The 24127-nt window shown below is 56.3% G+C and carries 20 protein-coding genes and 2 tRNA genes; 13 read left to right on the top strand and 9 right to left on the bottom strand.

The genetic code is table 11. The features are described from left to right. The first annotated feature begins 147 nt into the window (after window positions 1–147). The 8 genes from AABO57_11335 to AABO57_11300 all read left to right on the top strand — a co-directional run bounded on the left by AABO57_11335 (window position 148) and on the right by AABO57_11300 (window position 10784). On the top strand, window positions 148–390 hold the full coding sequence (locus AABO57_11335; protein ID MEK6286324.1) for a YgiT-type zinc finger protein: 243 nt from the start codon (window positions 148–150) through the stop codon (window positions 388–390). A 313-nt stretch (window positions 391–703) separates the two neighbouring features. Continuing rightward, window positions 704–3541, top strand: coding sequence for a M14 metallopeptidase family protein (locus AABO57_11330; GenBank protein ID MEK6286323.1), 2838 nt, complete (start codon window positions 704–706; stop codon window positions 3539–3541). A 92-nt stretch (window positions 3542–3633) separates the two neighbouring features. Then, a complete protein-coding gene (locus AABO57_11325; GenBank protein MEK6286322.1) occupies window positions 3634–4383 on the top strand; it encodes a hypothetical protein in 750 nt (249 codons plus the stop codon). A gap of 236 nt (window positions 4384–4619) precedes the next feature. Further along, entirely contained in the window at window positions 4620–5678 is a 1059-nt protein-coding gene (locus tag AABO57_11320; protein ID MEK6286321.1) for a class I SAM-dependent methyltransferase, read from the top strand. A gap of 480 nt (window positions 5679–6158) precedes the next feature. Then, a tRNA-Arg gene (locus AABO57_11315) sits at window positions 6159–6231 on the top strand. Between the two features lie 71 nt (window positions 6232–6302). Continuing rightward, window positions 6303–7079: an exodeoxyribonuclease III gene (xth, locus tag AABO57_11310; GenBank protein ID MEK6286320.1), complete on the top strand. Its 777-nt coding sequence runs from the start codon at window positions 6303–6305 to the stop codon at window positions 7077–7079. Window positions 7080–7366: 287 nt separating this feature from the next. Next, window positions 7367–10297 (top strand): protein kinase, encoded by a 2931-nt coding sequence (locus tag AABO57_11305; protein MEK6286319.1) that lies wholly within the window; start codon window positions 7367–7369, stop codon window positions 10295–10297. A 10-nt stretch (window positions 10298–10307) separates the two neighbouring features. Then, entirely contained in the window at window positions 10308–10784 is a 477-nt protein-coding gene (locus tag AABO57_11300) for a BON domain-containing protein (GenBank protein ID MEK6286318.1), read from the top strand. Between the two features lie 34 nt (window positions 10785–10818). Here AABO57_11300 and AABO57_11295 read toward each other — a convergent pair. Next, window positions 10819–10911: transfer RNA gene (locus tag AABO57_11295), tRNA-Ser, on the bottom strand. A 291-nt stretch (window positions 10912–11202) separates the two neighbouring features. On the opposite strand from AABO57_11295, the gene AABO57_11290 reads away from it, so the two are divergent. Further along, complete coding sequence (locus tag AABO57_11290; GenBank protein MEK6286317.1) at window positions 11203–12738, top strand: hypothetical protein; 1536 nt, start codon at window positions 11203–11205, stop codon at window positions 12736–12738. Between the two features lie 437 nt (window positions 12739–13175). Here the strand turns inward: AABO57_11290 and AABO57_11285 are convergent, their stop codons facing one another. From AABO57_11285 to AABO57_11250, 8 genes are all read right to left on the bottom strand, one after another. Beyond that, a complete protein-coding gene (locus AABO57_11285) occupies window positions 13176–13949 on the bottom strand; it encodes a DUF2071 domain-containing protein (GenBank protein ID MEK6286316.1) in 774 nt (257 codons plus the stop codon). Window positions 13950–14103: 154 nt separating this feature from the next. Further along, complete coding sequence (locus AABO57_11280) at window positions 14104–14316, bottom strand: type II toxin-antitoxin system HicB family antitoxin (GenBank protein ID MEK6286315.1); 213 nt, start codon at window positions 14314–14316, stop codon at window positions 14104–14106. Window positions 14317–14419: 103 nt separating this feature from the next. Beyond that, entirely contained in the window at window positions 14420–14683 is a 264-nt protein-coding gene (locus tag AABO57_11275; protein ID MEK6286314.1) for a Txe/YoeB family addiction module toxin, read from the bottom strand. Then, a complete protein-coding gene (locus tag AABO57_11270; GenBank protein ID MEK6286313.1) occupies window positions 14680–14922 on the bottom strand; it encodes a type II toxin-antitoxin system Phd/YefM family antitoxin in 243 nt (80 codons plus the stop codon). Before AABO57_11270 ends, AABO57_11275 begins: the two co-directional genes overlap by 4 nt. A 471-nt stretch (window positions 14923–15393) precedes the next feature. Continuing rightward, entirely contained in the window at window positions 15394–16020 is a 627-nt protein-coding gene (locus AABO57_11265) for a hypothetical protein (protein ID MEK6286312.1), read from the bottom strand. Window positions 16021–16453: 433 nt separating this feature from the next. Next, window positions 16454–18061, bottom strand: a complete 1608-nt coding sequence (locus AABO57_11260; GenBank protein ID MEK6286311.1) for a hypothetical protein — start codon at window positions 18059–18061, stop codon at window positions 16454–16456. Between the two features lie 252 nt (window positions 18062–18313). Next, window positions 18314–20560 carry a hypothetical protein gene (locus AABO57_11255; protein ID MEK6286310.1) on the bottom strand — a complete coding sequence of 749 codons (2247 nt, stop codon included), beginning with the start codon at window positions 20558–20560 and terminating at the stop codon, window positions 18314–18316. A 90-nt stretch (window positions 20561–20650) separates the two neighbouring features. Further along, entirely contained in the window at window positions 20651–21457 is an 807-nt protein-coding gene (locus tag AABO57_11250; GenBank protein ID MEK6286309.1) for a hypothetical protein, read from the bottom strand. 180 nt (window positions 21458–21637) lie between these two features. Between AABO57_11250 and AABO57_11245 the strand changes: the two genes are divergently transcribed. The 4 genes from AABO57_11245 to AABO57_11230 all read left to right on the top strand — a co-directional run bounded on the left by AABO57_11245 (window position 21638) and on the right by AABO57_11230 (window position 24030). Continuing rightward, on the top strand, window positions 21638–22051 hold the full coding sequence (locus AABO57_11245; GenBank protein MEK6286308.1) for a Smr/MutS family protein: 414 nt from the start codon (window positions 21638–21640) through the stop codon (window positions 22049–22051). A gap of 122 nt (window positions 22052–22173) precedes the next feature. Then, window positions 22174–22602: a hypothetical protein gene (locus tag AABO57_11240; GenBank protein MEK6286307.1), complete on the top strand. Its 429-nt coding sequence runs from the start codon at window positions 22174–22176 to the stop codon at window positions 22600–22602. Window positions 22603–22614: 12 nt separating this feature from the next. Further along, complete coding sequence (locus AABO57_11235; GenBank protein MEK6286306.1) at window positions 22615–22779, top strand: hypothetical protein; 165 nt, start codon at window positions 22615–22617, stop codon at window positions 22777–22779. A gap of 15 nt (window positions 22780–22794) precedes the next feature. Beyond that, window positions 22795–24030, top strand: a complete 1236-nt coding sequence (locus AABO57_11230) for a PLP-dependent aminotransferase family protein (GenBank protein ID MEK6286305.1) — start codon at window positions 22795–22797, stop codon at window positions 24028–24030. Window positions 24031–24127: the final 97 nt, after the last annotated feature.

Below are 24127 nucleotides of genomic sequence, written 5' to 3'. Positions count from 1 at the left end.
CTGAAAGGAACGACCCAAGGGGGATCCGATACGTCATCGAGGGAGCCGGGTGAGCAAACGAAGGTTGGCGTCGTCGGGCGTTTTACAAGTACGGGCCGCTACCTCATAATCACGGTCTATGCGATGACCGAGTCTGAGGAATAGGTTATGTACGGCTACAAATGTGAGTACTGCGAAGGAATCGTTCGGCCGAAGAAGGTCAAGCGCGAGGCGTTCAAACATAAGGCCGGGTTTGTAATCCTCGAAGAGGTCATCATCGGAGTCTGCGACTTATGCGGCACTCGATACTACTCCGCCGATATACTTCATGCCGTAAACGATATAGCGACGGGAGCGAGGCCGTTTGAGAAAACCGAAGAGATCCCGGTTGCGCACGTATCCCAAACGTGAAGCTCCCTTTGAGTTCCTCAGCCGAATCCACTTCGAGCAGTTGACAGTCTCTGTCTCGATCAAGAGCGGCAAGCCGTGTTTACTTCGCGGACCCGCAGGCATTCAATATCAACGTCGTCGACCGAATCGGGTTCCTCTCGATAGACTGAGGGTCGGTATCGTCGACTATAAGCAGTTGCTCGATCTCGGCCTTTACGATCAGCAATGAATTGATGTAGAACCAGTGCTCGCCACTCGGTTTTCAGGTGTGAGCCGTTAACCCAATTCAGTGGATACTCAAGAATGACTTCGACAGTGCCTGCGAGGTGTCTTTATGAATAAGCGCGGGAGCCGCATTATTGCACCATTAGCCGCAGTCTTGCTTCTCGCAGCTACGGCGGTCGCTCAAACCAAAGTCACCAGCCCGAAGGAGCAGCTCGGGTTCAATTTCGGGGACGACTATCAACTCGCCAACTACACTCAACTCGTCGACTACTGGAAGAAGCTTGCGCAGCAGTCCGACCGTATGAAGCTGATTGAGATCGGCAAAACCGCTGAAGGCCGGACGATGCTCATGGCAATCATCACCGCGCCTGAGAATCACAAGAAGCTCGAGCAGTACAAAGAAATCGAGCGCCGGCTCGCGACTGCCGAGGGGCTCACCGACGAGCAGGCGCGAGCGCTGGCGGCTGAAGGCAAGGCGGTCGTGTGGATCGACGGCGGCTTGCACGCCACCGAAGTCCTTGGCGCGCAGCAACTGATGGAATTGGTCTATCAGATGGTGAGCATGAACGATCCCGAGACGCTGCGAATTCTCAAGGACGTGATTCTGCTGGCGACTTGTGTGAATCCCGACGGGCTTGATCTGGTCTCGAACTGGTATATGCGCAACCCCGACCCGATGAAGCGATCCACGGCCGGGCTGCCGCGCCTTTACCAGAAGTACATCGGTCACGACAACAATCGCGACTTTTACATGGTCAACCAGCCCGAGACCGAAGCGATAAACCGCATTTTCTATCACGAGTGGTTCCCGCACGTTGTTTACAATCACCATCAGACCGGCCCGGCGGGAACCGTGTTGTTCGCTCCGCCATTCCGCGATCCGTTCAATTATTATCACGATCCGCTTGTGCCGCTGGGCATCGACCTGGTCGGGGCCGCGATGCACAACCGGTTCGCAACTGAAGGCAAGCCGGGAGCGACACAGCGTGCGGGCGCGCCTTATTCAACGTGGTGGAATGGCGGGCTGCGTTCAACCACCGGCTTTCACAATATGATCGGTTTGCTGACCGAATCCATCGGCAGCCCGACGCCTATTGAGATCCCGTTTTTGCCCAACCGGCTTCTGCCGAAGGGCGAGCAGGCTTACCCCATCGCGCCGCAGAAATGGCATTTCCGCCAGTCCATCGAGTACTCGATGAGCGCGAACCGCGCTGTGCTGGATGTTGCCTCGAAACATCGGGAAGACTTGCTGTTCAACATCTATCGGATGGGCAAAAACTCGATCGAGCGCGGAAGCCGGGACAACTGGACGATTCATCCGAAGGTGCTTGCCGAGGTGAACGCGGCAGTCGCCAAAGACAGTCAGCAAGCGGGTGTTGCGCGCCGCGCTGGCGACTCGCCCGAAGCCGGCGACTCGCCGCAAGCTACCTTTCAACGCGGCGTGCCGATCAAGTATTTCGAGTTGCTTCGCAAACCGGAGAACCGTGATCCTCGCGGTTACATCCTCACGTCAGATCAGGCGGACTTCCTGACCGCGACAAAGTTCGTCAACGCTCTGATCAAGAACGGCGTCACCATCCATCGCGCCACCAGCGCCTTTCAAGTCGCGGGTAAGAGCTATCCGGCGGGTTCCTACGTCGTCAAGACCGCGCAGGCTTTCCGCCCGCACGTTCTTGATATGTTCGAGCCGCAAGATCATCCGGACGACATTCCATATCCCGGTGGTCCGCCCACTCCTCCTTACGACAGCGCCGGCTACACGCTCGCTTTTCAGATGGGTGTGACGTTCGATCGGGTTCTCGACGGATTCGAGGGCCCGTTTGAGAAGATCACCGGACTGGCGAAACCGGCGCCGGGCAAAGTCAACACGGTCGCTGGCGCGGCCGGGTTTCTACTCAGTCATCAAGTCAACGACTCGATCATTGCGGTGAATCGGCTGCTTTCAAGCGGCGAAGAAGTCTACTGGCTGAAGCAGCCGGTCAGCGCGAACGGCAAGCCATATCCGGCCGGCGCGATCTTCGTTTCAGCAAAGCCATCCACCCTTCCCAAGCTGCAGAAGCTGGCCAACGACATCGGGTTGACCTTCGACGCAGTAGCTTCAAAGCCCACGGGCGAAGCATACAAGCTGCGCGCTTTGCGAATTGGTCTGTGGGATCGCTACGGCGGCTCGATGCCATCGGGGTGGATCCGCTGGCTCCTGGAACAGTACGAGTTTCGGTTCAGCGTCGTCTATCCGCCGGCGCTCGACGCGGGCGATCTCGCCAGTAAATTCGACGTGCTCATCTTCGCGGACGGAGGCATCCCCGCGCGCGATGGCGGAGGGCCGGGTGGAAGAGGCGGCGGAGGCGGAGGCGGCGGACCAATTGATCCGCAGAGCATACCCGCTGAGTTTCGCGAGCGGCTCGGCAGCGTGACGGTTGCAAAGACGATTCCGCAGTTGCGCCAGTTTCTTGAAGCAGGCGGAACGATTCTCACCATTGGCAGCTCGACCAGTCTCGGTTACAACACGGGTTTGCCGATCGCAAACGCGTTGATGGAGAAACCACCAGAAGGCGTTGAGCGCGCGTTGCCGCGAGAGAAGTACTACGTTCCGGGATCAGTCTTGCAAGTGCGTGTAGACAACAACAACCCGCTCGCTTACGGGATGAGTGACAAGGTCGACGTGTTCTTCGACAACAGCCCCGTGTTCCGGCTCAAACCTGAAGCTGCTTTGAAAGAGGTAAAGGCGGTTGCCTGGTTCGACAGCGACAAACCTCTCAGAAGCGGTTGGGCGTGGGGTCAGAAGTATCTTCAGGATGGCGTAGCCGTAGCGGAAGCAAAGATCGGAAAAGGCAAGCTGTTTCTCTTTGGACCGGAGATCACGTTCCGCGCTCAACCACACGGGACGTTCAAGTTTTTGTTCAATGGCATCTATTACGGAGGAGCAGAACCGGTGAGCTTGAAGTGAGCATTGACCGCGAGAGAGTCTGCTGCGACATTGATCGCGGTCTGCGGAGACCTGACAAGACATTGCGGATCGCTTACCAGAGAAAGGGGTTTATGAAAATCAAATGTTTGGTTGGCTATGGAATCATAATCGTCTGTTGCGTGTTCGTCACCGGCTGCTTCAGCATCGAGCAGGAGATATTCCTCAACGCGGACGGAAGCGGTGACCTGGTCATCTTCATTTCGCTGCCCGACCTTCCTGAAAAGATGGCCGGAGCCGAAATGACGCAAAAGAAATCTCCGGCCGATGCGCTGGCCGAGTTCAAAAAGGAGCTGACCACCGCGCTGCCTCCAACCATCAAGCTGAAGGAAGTCAGGGACGTGAAGCAAAACGGTGTTCAGAGCATCTACCTTGTGTTCTCGTTCAAGCAGCTCCAGGACATTCAGCGCGTGCTGGCGAACTTCGGAAAGAGCAGCCTGAAGGAAGGCGATATTGGATCGGACCCGCAGTGGTCGGTGCAGATCGAGAAGAAGGATAACAAGAGCTTCTACACCCAGAAGTTCCTTCTGGACGTCGATGCAAAAGCAAAGGCCGAAGTGAAGGCGGAAGTAAAGGTGAACGGCAAAGTACAAGAGCAGCCGAAGCCGAGTCCCGAAGAAGACAAGGCGTCAAAAGAAATGGAAGAACAATTCAAGCCGTTGATTCTCTCGATCGTAAGGATGCGGTTCGTGTTGCACGCGCCGTCGCCGATCACCGAGACAAACGCCGACATCGTGCTGAATTCCAGGACTGCCGTTTGGAACTGCTCGCTCGCTGCGTTCTCAAAGGACAAGAAGCCCATCGAGATGAAGGCAAGCTTCTGAAGACCGCTCTGTCGTCATTTGCTTTTGCCGGGCTGCTGAAAAACTGCATTCCGCCACTAAGTCACCAAGGCACGAAGGAGACTCGAAGCCGGTGACTTGGTGTGGCTTGGCATCTTTGAGTCTTCGTGTCGGAATGAACTAACCGCGGAACTGACCTGCCGCCGGTTGAAATGAAACGACCGTCGTGATTTCATATCCACCTACTCCCAAAAAGAACAATCCCAGAAGAGGTGATGATGGCTATCAACGAGGAAAAGATGAGCGAGCTTCTTGGAAGGTTTCTGAATGATTTTGGCGGGACCTTTCATGCGGCGATGGCGGTAATCGGAGACAAATTGGGCTTGTACAAGGCGATGGCCGAAGCGGGCCCGATCACCTCGGAAGAGCTTGCCACGCGCACCGGCACAACCGAGCGGTATGTGCGCGAATGGCTCGCGTCGCAAGCGGCCGGGGGCTACGCAAGCTACGATGCGGAACCCGGCCGATTCTTCTTAACCGAAGAACAGGCGTTCGCGCTCACCGACGAGAACGGACCGGTCTTCTTGCCGGGCGCGTTCCAACTTGCGCTCTCGGCGGTGAAGGCCGAACCTCGAATCACGGATGCATTTAGAACTGGCGACGGGGTGGGCTGGCACGAACACGATCCCGGACTGTTTCGGGGCACCGAACGGTTCTTCAGACCGGGCTACGCGGCAAACCTTATGAGCTCCTGGATACCCGCGCTCGAAGGCCTCGAGGAAAAGCTGAAGGCAGGGGCGAGCGTAGCGGATGTCGGTTGCGGCCACGGCGCCTCGACCATTCTGATGTCACAGGCGTACCCGAAATCAACCTTTATCGGATTCGATTACCATCAAGGCTCGATTGAGTACGCCCGCAAGAAGGCGGTCGAAGCAGGTGTATCCGACCGGGTGAGCTTCGAGGTGGCGAAGGCGAAAGATTACCCGGGCAGCGACTATGACTTCGTGGCGTTCTTCGATTGCCTGCATGACATGGGCGATCCGGCCGGAGCGGCGGCTCACGTGCTCAGCACGTTGAAGCCCGATGGTTCGTGGATGATAGTCGAGCCATTTGCCAATGATAAAGTCGAGGACAATTTGAATCCGATAGGCCGGATTTTTTATGCAGCGTCTACGATGATCTGCACGCCGGCATCGCGCTCTCAAGAAGTGGGGTTGGGTCTTGGCGCGCAAGCGGGTGAGGCTCGGATTCGCGAGGTGGTCACGAGCGGAGGCTTCAAGCGATTCCGCCGCGCGACCCAAACGCCGTTCAATCTTGTGTTTGAAGCCAGGCCGTGATTCTTGTCCTGCTCCGCAAGCGCGGGTGCAAACGATGAGTGCATACACTTGGCCATAACCTTCGCCAGATTTACTAGCGGAGAAACGCGTGTGGGCATCTGAGACGCAGCAAGGCGATCCTGTAGGCCTTAGCATCACGGATTCATCACCTCTGACAGAGACTCTGAAAACCTCCGGGAATACCACCCACGGCAGTGGGGTGGATTGTTCAAGCCCAGCCTACGTAGAGAGCCGCCGGCCCCCTGTGTTTTTTTTATCTCTGTCTCCCCTCGCGCCGCGAGGGGAGGAGAGGAAAAACGGGAATCCGGGCGCGCCCCTTTGTAGGCTGCACTTGAACAATCCACCCACTGCCCGTGGGTGGTATTCCCGGAGTTTTCATAGTCTCTCTCAGAGGTGGTGCGCGAAAGTCTGACGCGCACCTGGCCGAAAATTGACACTGATCACAGTTCCTCGCTATGCTGTCCGTTCGCATAAACGCTTGCCCGCGTAGCTCAGTGGATAGAGCGCTTGCCTCCGGAGCAAGAAGTCGCAGGTTCGACTCCTGCCGCGGGTACTAAATTCAGCAAAGGGCCGCTTAGCCGCGGCCCGTTTCTTTCGGCGTCCTGATTCGAAATGGGAAACGCATTGAAGATCGCCACGTGGAATGTGAACTCGGTGCTGGCGCGCTTACCCCAGGTCGTCCGATGGCTTGAAGCCGCCAGTCCCGACGTCTTGTGCATGCAAGAGACCAAGTGCATCGACGAGAAGTTTCCCGCCGAAGAGTTCGCCCGGCTAGGTTACCTGTCTGAATCGTTCGGGCAAGCTGCATACAACGGGGTCGCGATCCTCTCACGCGTCAAGTGTGAACGGGTCAGCCGCGGCTTGCCAGATGACGAGCCCGGCTCTCAGTCTCGTGTGCTTGCGGCGACCATAAGCGGAATCCGAATCGTCAATGTCTATACTCCCAACGGCCAGGCGGTCGGCGCCGACAAATACTACTTCAAGCTGGAATGGCTGCGACGGCTGCGAGCCTTCTTCGACTCGTGCTATCAGCCGAGCGAGAGAGTGCTGCTGTGCGGCGATTTCAACGTCGCGCCTGAAGAACGCGACGTCCACAATCCGGAGCTGTGGCGCGGGCGAATCCTTTTCAGCGAGCCCGAGAAGGACGCGTTGGACCTCGTGAGGCAATGGGGTTTTGTGGATGCGTTCCGGATGCACAACTCAGAAGCGAATCAGTATTCGTGGTGGGATTATCGCGCGGGAGCATTCCGGCGCAACCTTGGACTGCGAATCGATCACGTGTGGGTGACCGAGCCGCTTGCCAAAGAGTCGACTTCTGTCTTGATAGACAAAGAACCTCGCGGCTGGGAGAAGCCTTCCGACCACGCGCCGGTCGTCGCGGATTTCAGATTGGACTCATGATCTGAACTCAAGAGCTGGGCGCCGAAGAGCCATCTTGTTCAAACGTGCGGTGTGTTAAATCAGACAGTCCTCAGTAGTTCGTGCCGCTTGCTTTTTTTCTTTCGATGAACTAAACAGTAACGGCGCGACTGAAGCTTATCAGTCGCAGGCTCAACAGCATATAAGCTTCAAGGCTTGTGGTCATTGTAAGCGTTTGAAGTTTTGTAAACACCTGGTCTTCTCGCCGAACAGGAGGTCCGCTCTCTTCGGATCGCGAGGTCTTGGCCACGCAAGTGTGGAGAACGGCTATGAGCACCCTGAGCCCGGACTCAACGATCTCGCACTACAAGATCAAGGAACTGATCGGCCGCGGTGGCATGGGCGAGATCTATAAAGCGGTAGACCTCGAGCTTGGCAGAGTCGTTGCCATCAAAACTCTCTCGCCCGAGCTGACTGCAGATCAAAACGCTCACCAGCGATTCTTGCGCGAGGCCCGCGCCGCTTCGATTCTGTCTCACCCAAGCATCTGCACCGTTTTTGAAGTGGGGAAGGAAGGCGACCTGGTCTTCATCGCTATGCAGTACCTGCAGGGGAGAACGATTCACGAGTTGCTGACGCAAGGCCCGATGCCGATAGAAAGCGCGGTGAGTTATGCGTTGGACGTCGCAGAGGCCCTTGAAGAAGCTCATAAGAACGGGGTCATACATCGAGACATAAAGCCCTCGAACATAATCGTGAACGAACGCGGCTCGGCAGTGGTGCTTGATTTCGGGCTCGCGAAACAAGTTTCCTCATATCTGAGCAAGCTGACCGACGAATCTCCTACGATGATGCACGTGACCACGGCGGCGGCCATCATTGGAACGGCTCCTTACATGTCACCGGAGCAGGTGCGGGGCGAGGCCGTTGATGCGCGCAGTGATGTCTTTTCATTCGGCGCCACGTTTTATGAGATGCTGAGCGGCGTGCGCCCCTTCACCGGTCGAAGCTCGATAGAAGCAATGCACGCGATTCTGCACGAGGAGCCTAAACCTCTCAGCAAAGTAAGACGGGAAGTGGGCCGGGACCTCGAGAGAATAGTAACGAAAGCAATGAAGAAAGAGCCGGCGGATAGGTACGATTCGGTCAATGAATTGAAGCTGGAACTGGTCGAGTATATTCAGAGCAAGGGAATACAGATCAGGGGCGCTTCAACGAGGCCTTCCGCGGTAAGCTCTCCAATGACTATCAAGACTCGAATCCTACCCACCGGAAGCTTCGTTTCGACGACATCCAGGATACTGTCTCCGCGCGTCCGCTTACCAGTGGCGGTGATTGTTCCGATTGCAGTCGCTGTCGCCGGAGTTATTTGGTGGTTGATCGCCAGAACGCCCAACGAGACTCAGACAGAATTTCTGTCTTCCTTGAAGTTTGTCCAGCTTGCAAATTGGAAGAATGAGGCGGACGAGGATGTCGAAAGCGTCCTCTCGCGCGATGGCAAATTAATCGCCTTTTCTACGATGGGAGGCGGAGTCCCCAATCTGTGGATCAAGCAGAGCATAGGCGGAGATCCGAACCCGATTCAGATCACTAAGGGAGAATGGAACAACAATAATCCGATCTTCTCACCTGACGGCAGTCAAATAGCATTCAAATCGAATCGAGGAAAGCAGTTCGGAATCTGGCGAATGCCGGCTTTTGGCGGCACGCCAACATTGCTTAAGCAGGTCGATACTGAATACAAACTGATATCCTGGTCGGATGATGGACATACCATTTACTACCTGTACACCTACGGCTCTGCTTTTGACACCGATCTCCTAGCTCTGAATACGACATCTGGGGATACCAAACTGGTAGCGCACTTCGATCAGCGCATAGTGTACTTGAGCGTATCGCCGGGCGAGGACCGGATCGTTTACGTAGCCAACAAGGACGGGCAAGAGGATCTATGGGTGATGCCAGTGTCAGGCGGTGCGCCGGCACGAATTACCAATGATCCGGCGAGAGACATGAATCTTGCATGGCTCCCGGACGGGAAGAGAATAGTCTATAGCTCCGACCGTGACGGCACGTTCCAGATATGCATAGCTTATCTCGATGGTCGAAAACCGCTGCAGATTACCTTTGGAGAGACTAGTGTTTTCGTCCAAGATGTTTCAGCGGATGGCACAAAAATACTATACAAAAACCTGAAAGAAGAGAGCGATATCTGGGGAGTGAGACTGGACACTGGCAGTGAGCTCGAGCTGGCATCGGACGTGAACGTCAAGCTGTGGCCCGATGTTTCACCTGATGGTAAGACGATTGCGTATCAATCTATCCGGGAACTTGGTCATGTTAAGCTGGACAAGTGCCGGATACTAACCAGACCAATAGCGACTGAGGGTCCACAGAATCAGTTAGCCGCTGAAGGAATAAAGCCGCTGTGGTCGCCCGATGGCGAACACGTCGCATTTGTGCGTCGAAGTAAAGGCTGGAATCTATGGACGGTGAGAGCCGCGGGCGGAGATGAAAGACAGCTAACCACCGATGGCGTTAACACCGGAGGGCAAGTCAGCGCGCCCTATAACCGGGTGCTGCCCAAAGATTATTCCTGGACATTCGACAGCAAGAGGATTGTTTATTGCACATCGTATGAACAATCGAGCGTCTGCATGGTGGCTGTTGATGGTTCAGGTGAGACTCATACTTTGGTGCCCACAAACCTTGATCTCATCTTTTATTGCCCTTTCCTTTCACCTGATGCCACACGTATCGCTTATCTGTCGAGGACAAGAGTAGCGCCCGCTGACGGCAACCAGCTTTGGAGCATCTGGGTATTGGACACAAAGACGGAGAGATCCGAAATCATCTTTCAGAAGAATTCCTTCTTGCGGCTGCTAGGTTGGTCTGGCGATAACCTTGTTGCCGGAACGGCTGACCTCGACGTTCCTTCGGAGGAGCCACGCGGGATTACGTTGTTTCAGGTTTCAGCGACCGGAGGGGTTAAGCATGAAATTGCTCACCCGAAGTCTGCCTATCTTTATAATTCTTTTTTATCACCGGACGGCCGGGTTATCGCTGTGCCGGTGCGGGAAGACGCTAAAGATAACGTCTGGCTGATTAGCGTTAATGGCGGTAAAGGAAGGAGAGTCACCTCAAACACTGACCCGAAGCTCTATTTCTCCAGCATGGCGTGGTCGCCTGATGGAAAGGCAATTTTCTACGGTAAGCAGTTAACAAGGACCTTGATCTCGATGATAGAAAACTTCAGATAAGGAGAAAACGATGACAAAGACCTCACCAACGAGAATTTCCGCAACAGCGCTGCTGCTTCCACTGTTTCTTGGGATGATCGCCTTCGCTTCGATGCACCCTGTAGCGGGCGGTTCAACCACAAGCGCGTCTGCAGCGCAAAACACCAACAAGAGCGGCGCGACTAAGAGCGCGACGAAGCCGTCAACCAAAACTGATTGTTCGAAGGCTGACGATGCAGCGCTCGCGGCCCAAATCAAAGAGCGCCTATCTAAGCGGGCCTCACTAAAAGACATCGACGTTGTTGTAAAAGCTGGGGTCGCCACTTTGACCGGAAAGGTCCGATACAACAGCCACAGGATAGCGGCTGCGGCCGAAGCTAAGAAGGTCAAGTGCGTGAAGAGAGTCGTCAACAATGTATGCAAAGCGGGGGGCTGTCCCCCACTCGAGTTCTGTTGTAACGGTGCTTGCCAAACGCAACCCTGCGCTCCCGACACGAAGAAACCATAAGCTGGGTCTGAATCGCGGAAGGGGTGAAAAAAATTGGCGGAGAAGGAGGGATTCGAACCCTCGATAGGCCTTTACAGCCTATAGCGGTTTAGCAAACCGCCGCCCTCAGCCACTAGGCGACTTCTCCGTCAATGGCCGGTCAGAGTATAGCCGACCGATCGCTAAGCTATCAAGAATCGGACGTAGAGTCGGGCGTAGAATCGAACACCGATGGTCGATGGGACGAACAAGGTTCAATCGATCGCCGATCAGTCGGCCACCCGTCATCAGGTCATATCTTCGCCCGGCCTTATCTTCATACTGATTCCCCCGTAACCTTTGGCGGGAGCCGTAGGTTCATGTTTCATGAAGGCTCTGGCAGGTTGCGGTTCCTTTGTCAGGGTGGACCAATGGATTAGACTAATCGCGAGGTTCAAAGATGCGAAGACCTGATCGTTTCATCCTTGTGCTTGTGTGGGCCGCGGCAACTGTGTTTTTGATGATGCCCGGCTCAGGTGCTCAGAACAGGCCGGCTTCAGACAAGATCAGCGTTCCCAGGATCTGGGACGCAAAGCAACTGGCTACGTGGGCCACGCCGGTCGCCGGGATTAACGCCACCCCAAATTTCTACAGTGAAGAAGAGTACTACGCCGCGCCTGTCGACAACCTGCGCACGTATCCGGTCTACGCTCCGGATAAAGAGCCCAAGGGCTACCGAGAGTGGATGCTCAAGCAAGGCCCGCAGAGGTTGATCGAGCCGGAGAAGCTCAGGACCGAACGCGACTGGATCGAAGCCGGCCGCGCGGTATTCGGGGGACTCGACTTCCCCGTTACGCGAACCGATGACCCTCGCATCTTCAACTTTCTGAGCGATGCGGAAGCCGTCCGCAAAGGCGGAGACGCAATTACCAAAGACGGCATCATTCCCGCGCTGCGCTGGAGCGTTGGTCGCGATGGCAAGTTGAAAGCCTCGCTCGCGGACTGCTCAGGTTGTCACAGCCGGATCATGCCGGACGGTTCGCTGCTGCTTGGCGCTCAAGGCAACCTCACGTTCGCGTTCGAGTCCATTGGCGTTGTCGTCGAAGGATTCGGAAAGGACCTCGAGCGAAAAGGCATCTCGCTCAATCATGCAGAGTACGCGGCGTACGGAATGCCCTGGCTTAAGGACGACATTCACGAACGCTTCAAGACGATGACACCCGGAGAGATCGGGCAGGTGGACGGGTTTCCGCAGCCCGGTACGTTCTCGCGTTTCAACGGGAGCCCTTACTTCATCACAAAGATTCCCGACCTGATAGGTATGAAGGACCGCCGGTACATCGATCACACCGGCACTCACGTCAACCGTGGCCCCGAAGACATCGCCCGATACGCAATCCTCGTTAGCGTTGCCGACGACGGCTCGATCGGTCAACACAAGTTCTTCGATGAGAAGCAGCGCAAGCTCAGTCATCGATTCAGCGACGAAGCGTTGTACGCGATTGGGAAGTTTGTCTACTCACTTGAACCGCCTCCGAACCCGAACAAGTCCGATGGTGTTGCGCGGCGCGGGCAGGAAGTCTTCAAGAGCGAAGGCTGTGCGATGTGCCACACGCCGCCGCTCTACACGAACAACATGCTGATCCCTGCTGACGGATTCACTCCGCCCAAGAACGATCCGGGCACCGCTCGGCTGCGCATTATGCGCTTACCAGTCGGCACCGATCCGAATCTGGCATTGAGGACAAGAAAAGGAACCGGTTATTACAAGACGCCTTCGCTGAAGGGGCTGTGGTATCGAAACCTGATCGAGCACTCGGGGTCGATTGCGACGCTCGAGGAGTGGTTTGACCGAAAGCGATTGCGAGACGACTACGTCCCGAGCGGATGGAAAGCCCCGGGCAAGAAAACTCGCGCGGTGCCGGGTCACGAGTTTGGGCTCGACCTCTCGAGTGAAGACAAACGCGCGTTGATTGCGTTTTTGAGAACGCTCTAAGTCAACGATCGAGGACTCGATAAGCAAGGCGTTGTTATCCGCTGATGCGGTTCCTATCCTCGACGGCAGGAGGAGCCGGCACGCACGCGAAAAACGGTAGCGATTGTCTGCGAAGGTCCTATAGCCCCAGTCGAAAACCTGCCGCAGCAGTGGCGCCACGGAAAGCAGATAAAACGGGTACGCCCACCAGATCCGGCCCATCACGTGGCGGTAAACGTCTGCGCCGCGCACCTGCCTACCGTCCGCAAGCAAAAGCCGCAGGTCCAGAAGCAGATCCTCCGGCACCGTGTTCAGCCGTTGCACAACCCACTCGCTTTGCAGGGGCGCGATGGCAAAGCCCCTCTTAGAAAGCGCACCCGCCCAGAACGGGACCCACCGCCTGCAGAATCCGCAGGAGTCGTCATACAGCACCCATCCGATCGGTTCTTCCTGTTCCGTCATTGGTCTTCTCGTGAAGTCAGCAAGGTCCCTCTGAAAACGGTGACTTCCGATCCGTCGGCGAGAAACGCGGATGCCGGCTGCCCCTGCAAGGACTCGACGAATTGGCTTCCGTAGAGTCCATCCACGTCGCAATCGAGCCGCGCTGCGGACGCCCGCGCAATCCGCCAACGCGGGTGCTCGACGCGGTATTCCATTGTACGGCCGCCTCGCCGACGGGCGTAGCCCCAGTAGTGTTCGGTTATGAACTCCGCGTCGCTTCCCTCGGGGGCCTCGTCAGCGTCGCCCTGAACAGTCAGTTCGATTCGGTTCTCTCGCCCGCGAAACCGCCAGGAGTACCAGACGGTTCGCGGCTTTGCAGCGCCGCCGTTCTCGCCTTCGATGTGGTGCTTCATGGGAACGGCCACGTAGTTCTCTCCGTAGACGATCCTCGCCGTCAGCGCGATCGCGGCGCGCGGCACGATTTCCTTCACGAAGACCACGCCGCGCCGCCATCCGTCGCTCGCCTTCCGTCTTACATAGAAGCGCAGATTCACCTCTTCGAAGTTGCGGTGGAAGGGGATCGCTATGCCGAAGACGCGTGTGTTGAGGAACAGGAATCCAACGACGCTGATGAAGGTTCGGCCGTGCCATTGATCCAACTCGGTTCCGGCTGGCACGAATGGCCGCAGCACCTTCGGATCGACCTCGAAGTTCAGCATCGCCAGATGACGCCATTCAGCGGTCAGGAACTTTGAGGCGGTCCAGTTTGATGACTTACTAAGAAGAGTCACTTCTCCCTCGGGCGATCTAACGTTGAGTGCACGGCTTAGTCGCGGCGCCATCGTAGGTCGGGTTCGAACAATCCACGACCGGCGTTGCTGGGATTGCCGCCGCCGCGGTGCCTGCCTTTCGTTAGGCATGGAAGCTTCTCGGATTTGAAGAGCGCTAAGCAGCAACTTCCACATAGTCGACACGGCTTGATGGCTCCGGAATGGGTAATCCATCTTCGCGAAGTCCGCGCAAATGAAATTTTATGGCTTCACGGATTTCCCTTTCGGTTGCTTCTATTGTTTTTCCAGTCGCCACGCAACCAGGTAAATCAGGAACATAGGCTCCGTAATTGTTTTCGGCTTTTTCGATCACGATTGCATATCGCATATCTTACTCTCCGATCGATAAGCTGCACCCGCCAAGCAGAGCGGGCCGCAAGTCGAGCCCAATCACCCGGTCGCCGTGCAATGGTTCCGGGGCGGACTCTCCATCACTCATAATGAGTCCACATTCGTAACACCTTTACCACTTTCTGATCTTCATAAACCTGATAGACCAGGCGATGCTGAATGTTGATTCTCCGAGAGTACGCTCCTGAAAGATCGCCCACGAGCTTTTCATAAGGAGGTGGCGTTTGAAAGGGATTCTCACTGATGATCTTCAACAACTGTTCGGCCTTTCTTCGGAGGCCGGCAGCAGCTAGTTTTTTCGCGTCTTTCTGGGCTTGCTTTGCATACACAAGCAGCCAGCTCACCAGTTCAACTCCTTAGAGCATTCTTCAATCGGTGTTGCCATTCCGTCTCGAATGGATTCGCGCATTCCAGGAATCGAGAGCAAGTAAAGAGTTTCTTGTATGGCACGCCAGTCTTCCTCTGAGACGAGGATCCCGTTAGAAGCATCGCTGATGATTTGAATTGGTTCATGAGAAGCAGCAGTCTCTTCCAAGAGTTCCTTGAGGGTCTTTTCTGTTTCTCCGGCATTGATAGTCTTCATGGCCAAACCTCGTGCGAGGAATATACAACATTCCGGGGCGAAAGTAACTGGAGTCCTTGGGTACCGCGCTGAGTGCGCGTTAGATTTTGCGGTTGAATCCCGGACGGGATGCCGGAGTAAAGCCACGGGTGAGTCCGCGAACCCGTGGACAACTCGACACCGAAGTACGCGAACCCTCGAAGAGGGTGGCGGCCGGCGGAAAGTATCAACCGGAAAGTGATGTCCTGAAATCCTCGCCACCAGAGTTCTCTACCGGCGCTCGTGAACCACGGCCGCCACCCGCTTCGCGGGTTCTGATGTCAACGAACCAGAGCCTAAGGTCGGTCTCGTTTCAGCAAAGGCCCGCTGGATAGGAATAGATGATCGGAACCTTGCCTCGCGACCATCCTGTTGTATGGACGCGTTTAGGTGATAGAAACCTCCGTGCAGAATGTTGGTTCCGCTAATCAATATTTCTTTTTAGTATCCAATCTAAATCCCATATGGAGAGCCTGACGCTGTTAATGCTCCCATCAAAGACCGTATGAAGTAATAAACGCTCATAAGACATATCGGGAGGGTTAAGAGCAACAAAACGATTCTTACTATAATAGGCATGTGGCTCTTGATAAGACGTACGCTCATTACCGCATAACCGATAATATTTACCAGCAAAAGAAGAATGAACCAGTTCCTACCGGGTGCAAAGCGCGTTGGAGCCACAGCTTGCCCCTCGATTGTAGCCTCAACCTGTATTTCTATATCCGAGGAGCCTGCATAGACTAGTTGGACAACAGCCCCATCATCTTGTTCAAGTATTCTCCAAGATAAAGGAACATAGCCCTCAGATAAGTGGGACTCGTCTATATTGAAATCGATAACATTTCTACTGGGCTTGCTGACTGTGGCTTCAAGAACGGGCACAAGAGGACGGGTTACTATTTTGGCATTACTCAGTATCTGCTCTTTCCGAATCAAGTCTTTTCCTTGGTTCCAGATAGAAACTTGAACAGCAGTTACATCTGTGTCTAGGTCTTTATCTTTGTATAGAACACGTAAACTTGTAGACTGTCCCGCTTTTACGATCACTGATCTGCTTGGGTGTACATAATATGTCAAGTTCCGCTCTCTCTTCGACAAATTGAATAGATAAATAGATAGTATGACCCCCTAGTATACTGAAGATCGTTCCAAGAAGTCCCAACCAAGGATTGGCAAACAAGCTAATTATTCTCTTTGAATTCATAGATCGGATCAAGTAATGCTCCTTGTTCCAGGGTCGCATTATCCACATCGCTTTGGCGTCTAACTTCGAAATGGCCGCCTCATTGGGGCGCTACAATTAAACTGTCAAGGTGTCAGAATGCCGTACCCCAGAGCCCATGCTGGATCATACTGCGGCCGGAGGGTTTTCAAATACCAAAACTTCCCAGTTGCCAACGCACTACTCATAACCGCTAACCCGATATCATGAATCAAACGATGCGAGGAACAATGGCCGACGAAGCTCGCCTGCATATGACTCGAACCGTGTCCCTCTTGAGGGTGATGGTTAGTTCTCGTCTTCTTTCTTCGGTCTCGGCTCATCAGCCTTCCGAACCCTCAGCACAGTAGTGAACTTGTCCTCATACACCTTCTCGAAGTCGCCGCTATCTTCAGCCACTTGAATGAAGTCCGGGTGCTCGTTATCCGTGAACACGTACTCAGCTCCAAACCGTTCGCGGATCAGCGGGGCCGGGTTGTCTTCTTCGCCCAGAGTGATCTTCGCATACAGCTTCCATAGCTCGGGATCGCGATTGTGCAGATAAGTCGGATCGAGCCCAACAATGTATGTGTTGTTCGGGCTGTAGTAGAACAGCATCGGAAAATCATCCCAGTCCGTGTTGAAGATCATCGAGCCCGGCGGCGTGTTTGCAGCGATCCATTCCGCCGCGCCTCGGTAAGCGAAAGGGTCCGTTTCGCTTTTGACGTCTTCGCGCGCCTGCCAAACACACCAGCCCATCCACAAGATAGCCGCAACCGTAACAACCGCCGCAGCCGTCGCTGCGAATACTCGATCTCGAGTTCGAGTCAGCCAGGCGAAGTTCATGCCTTCAAGCCTTGGCCCCATCGTGAACGCAGCGAACAGAACCGCGAACGGCGGCCAGTATTCGATGAACCGCCGCGATTTGAAAACCAACAACAAAAACATCACCGACACGATCAAGAAGAACAGCGGCTTGGCGTCGCGCACGCGCTCTCGATAGTCAAACGCCAACAGCGCAATCAAGTAAATCGCGAACGCTACGGCGCTGATGCCCAGCATCACCCAGGTCTCATACGGATACCACTCAACGCCTACGTCTACCGAGTAGGTGCCGGTGTACTTCATTAGAAAGTGTTCGCGGAACAACGTGAGGTTCTTTGGGAAGTAAGGATTGATGACGAGTCCGGCGACTATCCCGATCGCCGAAGCAAGAGCGCCCCACAGATCTATTCGGCGCTCGGCCAAATAAACCGTGATCGAGTAGGCCAGGGTAAAGGCAAGCATCAGCGGAAACAGGCTGTAGGACCAGACAAAGACGAAGGAGAGAAGCGCCAGCCAAACGTGCTTGCGCTTGAGGATCAGATGCGTCCCCAAGCCTAACAACGCAAGCGACAACGCCGGCGCTCGCGTCATCGACATCCGGTAAAGAAAATGCTCGGAGCCGGCGACCATCGGCGCAAGCCATAGCCATCGATATCGAACCCGATAGGCGACCAGCAGCGCGAACATCGAGACAATTCCGAGGCTTGAAAAGACAACCGCCGCGAGCTTTGCGCCTACTCTCAAATCGCCCAGGGTGAAAGGAATCAACAGCACGTGAAACAGGTAATGATGATCGACGTAGTTTTGCTCGTTGAGTGTGGTGAGCGGCAGCGCTTTGAACGGCGGAAGGTGCGGCCAATTCTCGCGCAGCATCGCAGCCCAGCGGATGTGATAGTAGCCGTCGTTGTCGAGAATCGCCGGACCGCCGAATTCGATCCAGCCCATCACCGCGAGTATCAAAGCGAGTCCGGCAGCGATCTCGATCGTGGAGCGAAGAGTAGGAGCAGAGCGGCGGAGGACCGGGGGAGCAGGGACGACGCGCCCGCTCTCGTCCTCTCCGCGCCGCTCCGTCTCCGCAACTGTGTCAACCACTCGTCGCCTCTCTTCAATACTTCGGGAATCCCTCCCACGGCAGAGATGTGTGAAAACTCCCGAAATACCCCCAACTTCAAGTTGGGGGATGTTTCAGTTCAGCCTACGACGGGACAAGAGATTCGTCCTCCGCCGTAGGTTGAATCTAACAATCCCCCAACTGAAGTTGGGGGTTTTCACACAATCTCGGCAGTGAGTGGGATTCGCGCAAAACACTTTTGTGATCGTCGCACTCTAATCACACCCTCCGGCTCATTTGATGTGCTCGGCGATTTGATCAACACGCTTGCCCAACGCATCAAGCTGCTCGATGAATTGCTTCGCTTGATCGGTGTTCATCGCACGAAGCTCGGTCGATAGCGCCGTTATGCGCTGGCGAAGCGAGTCGGCATCACGCCGCGCTTCGCCTTTGCTGAAGAAGCGGTAGAACGATGAAGCGATGCGGCGCTCGAGATCATCGGCGCCGGATTTGAGCTCCGCGAGGATCGCCGCGAACGCGACCCGCTGCAACCGGTCTACTCGTTCCTCGCGTTCTTTGAGTCCCGCGGTTCGCTCGCCGAGTTCTTCAGTTCGAGCTTCGATTTGCCGGGCGCGGCGGTCGAGTTCTCTCTCAAGCGCTTCGGTCCGAGTCGCGAGCAGCGAAGCCTGATCTTCGACTTTGCCGACCTGCTCGACCGCGCGCGCCGCTCGAGTTTCGACCTCGCTCAGCTTGGTGCCGAGCTGCTTCTGAACGCTTTCAGCCGCCTGCCTTGCGGCCTCGGCCTGTCCCATCACTTCGCCGGCGCGCGCTTCGGCGGCGCCGACTCGCGAGCCGACGCTCGAGATTTGCTCCGGCAGCGTCTGCTGAAGCTGCCCCGTCGCGCTCCTGATCGAGCTCAACTCGCTGCGTTGACTCGCAATGATCTTGTATTGTTCTTTGAACTTCTTGTCGCTCTGATAGTCGTCCTCGTCGAGCGTCTGTTCAAGCTCTTGCACTCGCGTGGCCAGCAGTGTTTCCCGCGAGGCTTTGGCCGTCTCTCCCGCAACTCGCGAATCCGTCGAGCTGCTACGAGAGAGCAGCTCGCCCTTGTCGCTCTCGGCGCGATCGGGTGAGCCCCCGAAAAGCAGATTGCTTCGCATCAGCGCCATCTGCGACTGCGGGTTCGGGTGCTCGCTTGTTAGATCGAGCGCATACACCAAGCTCAAGAAAGCGAAGACGAAGAGTGAAGCGAAGATCGCCAATCGCAAAAACGCCCGATGAACTCGCGATAACAGTTTGAACGGCGTCTCGAAGAATGGGGGCGTGGTGATCTCGCTCCGTTCGGGAAACGAGCTATAACGTTCGTCCGCCGGGCTCGAAGCCGCGTGCTCGTCCGAGTCCAGCGCGACTGATTCCCCGCGCATGCGGCCGCTTCCCGGCATGCGTTTCCACAACGAAACAACCGGCGTAGCTGCGTAGGCCGCCAGCAGGACGAGGGCGAGGAGGCCAAGCCATATCAGGCCCAACGTCTTCATCGCCCTGTCAACCGACCCGAGATACGCGCGGTACAATCGCTGGTCGCGCTCTTTCAGATAAGGCTCGAGCTGCCAGGTCCCGAGGAATCGCTGATTCGCGCTGCCGGTCAACGCAGCCACTTCGCGGTCGATGCGGTCTTCGGCATAGATTCGATTCCGGTCCAGGTAGTACCGCAACCATTCGCCGAAGCCGTCGGTATCTTGCCCGTCGTCCAGGTACTCATTCATTATCCCAAGCGAGTCTGACCACGCCGCATCATTTGGGGAGTCGAAGCGCGACGTGATCCAACGTCCCGGACCTGCGCGAAGGTAACGTTCGTAGTCGCGCTGGAACTTCACATCCTTCATCAACCAGTTGGCATTCACCCACTCGCCGTAGCTCGCGGGGTTCACGTCTCGCCCTTTCATGAACTGTCCCAACGAAGTCGTGTGACGCACCGGATTGCTCGTTTCCTTGTTTCGCACCACGAGGAAGGCGCCGAGCGCGGATAGCGCGAAAATCGCAATCGTCGCCGGCAGCGTGGTCCGCCACGAGCGAAGGTATCTCCCCCCGGACAACACAAACAGCGCCAGCATCGGCGTCGCAAAGAAGAAGATGAAAATGAAGCCGAACAGGAAAGCAGGTTGTTCGTGCGGCAGCACAGGATTCCACCCCTTTGGCACCGGAGCGAAGCGAACGAACAACATCGTCAGCAACCATATGAGCGCCAGCGCGAGTTGCTGGCCGGCCACGAGTATCAGGAATACAGATATTCGCGAGCCCCAGTTGTTGCCTTGAAAGCGGCGCAACAAAGAGCGGTTGAGGCGCTCGTCTATTTCCCTCCGCAACGCCGCAAAGTCCTCATCGGTGGTTTCAAGCCGTGCGTTGTTCAGTTCGCGGCGCAACCGAGCGAGCTTGATGGTGGCGGCAAGCCTGGCGAATGGGGACAACACTCGCTCGCGCTCGTCGAGAGCCGCCAGGTATTCACGAAGTACGTCAGTATCGCGCGTTATGACTGTTTCCATAGTTGGGGATTGGGGGTTGGCGATTGGGGCTGGGTTTGAGAACGCTTCTCCGCGCCAACCCCTAACCCCTAATCCCAAAACCCCTATTCTTCACGTTTGAAAATTCTGAACCACTCTCAGCTCCTCGCCCTTCACCGCGTCGATATACACCGTCCATGAAAGCGACTTTCCCGCTACTACTTCCCAGGCCAGGTAGACTTCAACCGCATCGCCCTTCTCGATTGGAAGGACAACCAGCCGTTTAACGTTCACTTCGTCGGCGGAGCTGATCGCGGTCCGCTGCTCTCTTCCGGCTATGTCCGTATAGCTGAACGTTCGGCCGATGCATTTTTTGGCGGCGAGGCTCCTTTCGATAGCGGGTTTCAAAGGCAAGTCAACGACTGGGACAAACCTGTCGTCGAGCTGCAATAGCCTCGCGTCCTTGCTGACAACCGCGACCATTTCGCCGAAGTTGCCCGCCACCGGATAAGCATAGTTCCCCTGCCGATAAGTGAGCCGCTCGGTATCGCCCGACACCTCGGCGTTGATCAGCGAAACCGTCGCCGAATCGACTCCGAGCAGTTCGCGCCACCGATCGATGAATGCCTTCATCGCCTGACGAAGCGCGAATGTTTCAGTGCCGGGTTCGGGCTTGCCGGTCAGAAGCTTTATGCCGCCGGAGACGCCCAACAGCGAGCGCGGCGTGCCGGTGATGGGATAAAGGTCGGGCGGCGTTGGCGGTACGCCGTAGGAGTCAAGCATCCGCCTCCACTCGCGTTCTCCCTTCTCTCGCCGATCCGGGGAGTCCTTAATGACGGCCGGGTAGCTCTGTCTGGCCGCGCTGGGAAATTGAGCGGGCACATCGAGCCCGGCCAGCAGTAGAGCTGCAATCAGTGAAGTGACAGTCAGTAAGGTCATACGCACGCAGAAGCAGACCGCGCGTCTTTGTTGCTCATGCGGCGCGCGCGGAGAAGTTCAATAAAGGATTATTCATGATTTCAAATCGGCGGGCAAGCTGGCCTTCCAAACGCAGAATTAAGGTTGCGCTCGTTTCTGCATACCTTGAGGCCGTCGCCTCAAGCCACATATCATTGGACAATGCGTCTCGATCTACTGTTCGGAAGATTCCGCCGCGAGCTTCGAACTAAGAGGCGCCAGCGATCGACGAACCCCGTTTCCGACAAAGCCGAAATTGACTCGCCCGACCCGAACAATCCGTTCCCGGAGGTCGTCACGATCGAATTCCGCGATGTGATCGACCTTCATTCGATACCGCCCGGTCAGGTTCGCGCTGTCGTTGAAGGCTACATCGAGGAAGCACGCCGCCGCGGCGTGCGATGGGTTCGCATCATTCATGGTAAAGGGATCGGCGTTCAGCGGGAGATGGTTCGGTCGATCCTTTCGCGCACGAATGACGTGGTTGATTTTCGCGATGCGCCGCAGGAGGCCGGCGGATGGGGAGCTACGGTCGTAACGCTGAAGCTCGATGAAGCGGAGAGCAAGGCTGAATGACCCTGAGAGTGCAGGCATACCTGCGGAGCTTGTTGTTGTGCGAGAACCGGCAGGCAAGGATGCCTGCGCTCCCAGGGGCACGTTGCACACCTGCGGCTTCGTTATGCTAAATTATCAGCGCCATGAAACCCTCGATCATAAGACCGTACGCCGCCCTGCTTGTGCTGATAGCGTTACTCTCGGGATGCTCGAGCTCAACGGGACCCTCCGGCTCCTCGAATACCAACGCTCCTCAGCAGCAAGCTAACAGCAACGCTGCCGAACAACTTCGCGTCGCTCAAAACAACGCTTCGCCGAGCACCCCGCCAACGGTTCAATCGATACCGCCGCCGGAACCGAAGGCTGCCGGCAATGCAGTTACGCCGGCTGAGAAGCCTCCGGCGGACCGAAGCGCGAACACCGCGAGCAGCGCGCGCGCGCCGAAACTGATCGCGCCGGAAAAGAAAATAGACTTCGGCAAGCACCCCCAGGACAAGACGCTCATTCGGGCGATTGCCATCAGAAACGGAGGGCGGGCCGATCTCAATATTGAAGCGGTCGTGCCAAGCTGAGGATGCACCACCGTGGACTATCCGAAGGTCCTCCGGCCTGGTCAGGCCGGCAAAATCAAGGTAAAAGTCGAGACGGGCAAAGCGCCGGGTGAGCACGTCAAGTCGATAACCATAAAATCAAACGATAAAACTAATCCCTCTCACATGGTGCAGTTTGCCTTCGACGTGAAGGGGTGAGCGGCGGCGCATTGCATGCTGAAAACCCAAATCGAATACCACGAGATGCTGTCCGTGCTAGGCCGGCGTCTGCAACCCAACGCAATCCGCAAGCTGACCACGCTGCTCGGCAACCGGGAAGTGATCTCGCTTGCCGCGGGCGCGCCAAGCTTTGAAACATTCCCGCTCGAAGAGATCGCTGAAATCTCCGCGCGCGTCATACGCGAGCGCGGCCGGTTCGCGCTTCAGTATGGACCGACCCGCGGCCAGAGCGCACTTGTCGAAGCTGTTTCCGCCAACCTTCGCTCACGCGGCATCTCGAGCTCGAACCCTTCCCAGATCGTGATGACAACCGGCTCGCAGCAGGGACTCGATTTGATCGCTCGAGTGATTTTGGATCCGGGCGACGTCGCACTGGTCGAGCTTCCAAGCTACATCGGCGGAATCATCGCTCTGCACAACGCCGGGGCTCAAATGATAGGCGTCCGCCAGGATGAGGGCGGCATCGTCATCCCCGATCTGCGAGAGAAGATCGAGCGCGCACGCTTGGAAGGGCGACGCATCAAGTGCATCTACACCATCCCTAATTTTCAAAACCCCTCGGGCGTGACGCTGGCAGCCGAACGCCGCAACCAACTGGTCGAGATCGCCGGCGAGAACGATCTGTTGATAATCGAAGACGACGCCTACTTCGATCTCTCCTTCACTGAAGACGCTTCGCGGCTAATGCCGTTGGCGGCGCTATGCCCGGACCGCGTCGTTTATCTGGGCACTTTTTCAAAAACGCTCGCGCCGGGCTTGCGAACCGCGTGGTTGCGCGCGCCTGAAGAGCTTGCCGCGAAGGTCGAGCTAGCCAAGGAAGGCGCCGATCTCTCGTCGAGCATGCTCGATCAAGCGATTGTCATCGAGGCCATACGCGAGGGGCTGATCGAGCGGCGGTTGCCCGCGCTTCGCACGTTTTATCAGGTTCGCTGCGCAGCGATGCTCGAAGCGCTCGATCGTTTCGCGCCAGCCGGATCGCGCTGGACCAGACCGGCCGGCGGGTTTTTCATTCTGATGGAGCTTGCTGCTGGAACCAATGCGACGGCGTTGCTGCCCGAGGCGATCGACAGCGGAGTCGCCTACGTGCCCGGCCAGCCTTTCTTCGTCGATGGCAGCGGCGCGAACACATTGCGGCTTGCATATTCCAGGGAGACACCGGAAGCGATCGCCGATGGCGTCGAGCGGATGTGCCGCGTCTTTCAGAACGCTAAGGCGCATGGGAAAGCTTGATCACATTTGAGTGACAGGTGGTGGTACGCGAAGATGACAATGGTTGTCATCGCTCTTCGGGAGTGACATTTTCGCCTCCTATTTCCCGTTGATCACT

This window comes from Acidobacteriota bacterium, from assembly GCA_038040445.1.
Classification (GTDB): domain Bacteria; phylum Acidobacteriota; class Blastocatellia; order UBA7656; family UBA7656; genus Onstottus_A; species Onstottus_A frigus.
This window is presented reverse-complemented; position numbering and strand designations above follow the sequence as displayed.

Bases quoted from the DNA above. Each gene is read 5' to 3' on its own strand.
- AABO57_11270 (MEK6286313.1), bottom strand. From the start codon at position 14,922: ATGAAGACTATCAATGCCGGAGAAACAGAAAAGACCCTCAAGGAACTC.
- AABO57_11290 (MEK6286317.1), top strand. From the start codon at position 11,203: ATGCGAAGACCTGATCGTTTCATCCTTGTGCTTGTGTGGGCCGCGGCA.
- AABO57_11255 (MEK6286310.1), bottom strand. From the start codon at position 20,560: ATGGAAACAGTCATAACGCGCGATACTGACGTACTTCGTGAATACCTG.
- AABO57_11245 (MEK6286308.1), top strand. From the start codon at position 21,638: ATGCGTCTCGATCTACTGTTCGGAAGATTCCGCCGCGAGCTTCGAACT.
- AABO57_11240 (MEK6286307.1), top strand. From the start codon at position 22,174: ATGAAACCCTCGATCATAAGACCGTACGCCGCCCTGCTTGTGCTGATA.
- AABO57_11305 (MEK6286319.1), top strand. From the start codon at position 7,367: ATGAGCACCCTGAGCCCGGACTCAACGATCTCGCACTACAAGATCAAG.
- AABO57_11280 (MEK6286315.1), bottom strand. From the start codon at position 14,316: ATGCGATATGCAATCGTGATCGAAAAAGCCGAAAACAATTACGGAGCC.
- AABO57_11250 (MEK6286309.1), bottom strand. From the start codon at position 21,457: ATGACCTTACTGACTGTCACTTCACTGATTGCAGCTCTACTGCTGGCC.
- AABO57_11300 (MEK6286318.1), top strand. From the start codon at position 10,308: ATGACAAAGACCTCACCAACGAGAATTTCCGCAACAGCGCTGCTGCTT.
- AABO57_11330 (MEK6286323.1), top strand. From the start codon at position 704: ATGAATAAGCGCGGGAGCCGCATTATTGCACCATTAGCCGCAGTCTTG.
- AABO57_11335 (MEK6286324.1), top strand. From the start codon at position 148: ATGTACGGCTACAAATGTGAGTACTGCGAAGGAATCGTTCGGCCGAAG.
- AABO57_11320 (MEK6286321.1), top strand. From the start codon at position 4,620: ATGGCTATCAACGAGGAAAAGATGAGCGAGCTTCTTGGAAGGTTTCTG.
- AABO57_11230 (MEK6286305.1), top strand. From the start codon at position 22,795: ATGCTGAAAACCCAAATCGAATACCACGAGATGCTGTCCGTGCTAGGC.
- AABO57_11325 (MEK6286322.1), top strand. From the start codon at position 3,634: ATGAAAATCAAATGTTTGGTTGGCTATGGAATCATAATCGTCTGTTGC.